At 48.6% G+C, this 3,260-nt stretch carries 2 rRNA genes; both read left to right on the forward strand.

What is annotated here, in order from left to right:
* The first annotated feature begins 155 nt into the window (after window positions 1–155).
* Window positions 156–3,074, forward strand: a 23S ribosomal RNA gene (locus JUD45_RS06990).
* Window positions 3,075–3,143: 69 nt separating this feature from the next.
* A 5S ribosomal RNA gene (rrf, locus tag JUD45_RS06995) occupies window positions 3,144–3,260 on the forward strand.

The following is a 3,260-nucleotide window of genomic DNA, read 5'->3' on the forward strand; positions in this document are numbered from 1 at the left end:
TACTTGGTTCTTTGAAAACTAGATATTATTTAATTTCTATATTGAATTTGTATAAAAATACAATTTCAACCGAGAACACCGCGTTATTTTGAGTTTTAAAATATTAGTTTATTCGTAAATACTCAACTAACCAAACATCACGTAGTGATGAAATAGGTTAAGTTATGAAGGGCGCATGGTGGATGCCTTGGCACTAGGAGCCGATGAAGGACGGGACTAACACCGATATGCTTCGGGGAGCTGTACGTAAGCTTTGATCCGGAGATTTCCGAATGAGGAAACTCGATAATCTTAATCGATTATCACCAGCTAGAGAATACATATCTAGTTTGGGGGCAGACGTGGGGAACTGAAACATCTAAGTACCCACAGGAAGAGAAAGAAATTTCGATTCCCTAAGTAGCGGCGAGCGAACGGGGAACAGCTCAAACCAAAGAGCTTGCTCTTTGGGGTTGTAGGACTGAACATTTGAGTTACCAAGTTAATTGATAGTCGAATTATCTGGGAAGTTAAGCGATACAGGGTGATAGCCCCGTAGGCGAAATCAATTAACCTCAGTTCAGGATCCTGAGTACGGCGACACACGTGAAACGTCGTCGGAATCCGGGAGGACCATCTCCCAAAGCTAAATACTCCCTAGTGACCGATAGTGAACCAGTACCGTGAGGGAAAGGTGAAAAGCACCCCGGAAGGGGAGTGAAATAGTTCCTGAAACCATGTGCCTACAAGCAGTCAGAGCCCGTTAATGGGTGATGGCGTGCCTCTTGTAGAATGAACCGGCGAGTTATGCTAACATGCAAGGTTAAGGCGAAAAGTCCGGAGCCGTAGCGAAAGCGAGTCTGAATAGGGCGTTACAGTATGTTGGGATAGACCCGAAACCAGGTGATCTACCCATGTTCAGGCTGAAAGTGCGGTAAAACGCACCGGAGGGCCGAACCCGTGTACGTTGAAAAGTGCTGGGATGAAATGTGGGTAGCGGTGAAATTCCAAACGAACTTGGAGATAGCTGGTTCTCTCCGAAATAGCTTTAGGGCTAGCCTCGGACTTAGAATCATGGAGGTAGAGCACTGTTTGGGTGAGGGGCCCGTCATGGGTTACTAAATTCAGATAAACTCCGAATACCATCGATTTATATGTCCGGGAGTCAGACGATGAGTGATAAGATCCACCGTCGAAAGGGGAACAGCCCAGACCACCAATTAAGGTCCCTAAATATATGCTGAGTGGAAAAGGATGTGGAGTTGCATAGACAACTAGGATGTTGGCTCAGAAGCAGCCACCATTTAAAGAGTGCGTAATAGCTCACTAGTCGAGTGATTCTGCGCCGAAAATTTACCGGGGCTAAGCATATTACCGAGATTGTGGACATGACGTAGTCATGTGATAGGAGAGCGTTCTAAGGGCAACGAAGGTAGACCGTAAGGACTGCTGGAGCGCTTAGAAGTGAGAATGCCGGTATGAGTAGCGAAAGAATAGTGAGAATCTATTCCACCGATTGACTAAGGTTTCCTGGGGAAGGCTCGTCCTCCCAGGGTAAGTCGGGACCTAAGCCGAGGCCTAGAGGCGTAGGCGATGGATAACAGGTTGAGATTCCTGTACTAGTTAATTATGTTTGAGCGATGGAGGGACGTAGAAGGCTAACCTGTGCGCACTGTTGGATATGTGCGTTCAAGCAGTAAGTCAGGTAATGAGTGAAATGCTTGTTACCGTGTTGACAAGCTGTGATGAGGATCGAAATAAAGTAGAGAAGTGGGCCATGTCACGCTACCGAGAAAAGCTTCTAGTGAGTAATTAACTACCCGTACCGCAAACCGACACAGGTAGTCAAGGAGAGTATCCTAAGGTGAGCGAGTGAACTCTCGTTAAGGAACTCGGCAAAATGACCCCGTAACTTCGGGAGAAGGGGTGCTGCACGCAAGTGCAGCCGCAGTGAAAAGGCTCAGGCGACTGTTTATCAAAAACACAGGTTTCTGCAAAATCGTAAGATGAAGTATAGGGGCTGACGCCTGCCCGGTGCTGGAAGGTTAAGTGGATGAGTTAGCTTCGGCGAAGCCCAGAAACGAAGCCCCAGTAAACGGCGGCCGTAACTATAACGGTCCTAAGGTAGCGAAATTCCTTGTCGGGTAAGTTCCGACCCGCACGAAAGGCGTAACGATCTGAGCACTGTCTCAACGAGAGACTCGGTGAAATTGAGATACCTGTGAAGAAGCAGGTTACCCGCGACAGGACGGAAAGACCCCATGGAGCTTTACTGTAATTTGATATTGGGTGTTGACATAGCTTGTACAGGATAGGTAGGAGCCGTGGAAACCGGGACGCTAGTTTCGGTGGAGGCATTGTTGGGATACTACCCTCGCTGTGCTAACACTCTAACCCGCACCACTTATCGTGGTGGGAGACAGTGTCTGATTGGCAGTTTGACTGGGGCGGTCGCCTCCTAAACAGTAACGGAGGCGCCCAAAGGTTCCCTCAGAATGGTTGGAAATCATTCTTCGAGTGTAAAGGCAAAAGGGAGCTTGACTGCGAGACAGACAGGTCGAGCAGGGACGAAAGTCGGGCTTAGTGATCCGGTGGTACCGTATGGAAGGGCCATCGCTCAACGGATAAAAGCTACCCTGGGGATAACAGGCTTATCTCCCCCAAGAGTTCACATCGACGGGGAGGTTTGGCACCTCGATGTCGGCTCATCGCATCCTGGGGCTGTAGTTGGTCCCAAGGGTTGGGCTGTTCGCCCATTAAAGCGGTACGCGAGCTGGGTTCAGAACGTCGTGAGACAGTTCGGTCCCTATCCGTCGCGGGCGTAGGAAATTTGAGGGGAGCTGTCTCTAGTACGAGAGGACCGAGATGGACATACCGCTGGTGTACCAGTTGTCCCGCCAGGGGCATCGCTGGGTAGCTATGTATGGATGAGATAAACGCTGAAAGCATCTAAGTGTGAAACCGACCTCAAGATGAAATTTCCCATTCCTTTATGGAAGTAAGACCCCTAAGAGATGATTAGGTAGATAGGCTAGAAGTGGAAGTGCAGTGATGTATGGAGCGGACTAGTACTAATTGGTCGAGGACTTAACCAAGTAAGGTAGTAATCGGAAGAAATAAATAATATCTAGTTTTGAGAGAACGAAGTTCTTTCAGATAAATAGTGTGGTGGCGATAGCTAGAAGGATACACCTGTTCCCATGCCGAACACAGAAGTTAAGCTTCTAAACGCCGAGAGTAGTTGAGGGATCGCCCTCTGCAAGGGTAGGACGTTGCCGCGC

The sequence above is a fragment of the Apilactobacillus nanyangensis genome, from assembly GCF_016861915.1.
Classification (GTDB): Bacteria; Bacillota; Bacilli; order Lactobacillales; family Lactobacillaceae; genus Apilactobacillus; species Apilactobacillus nanyangensis.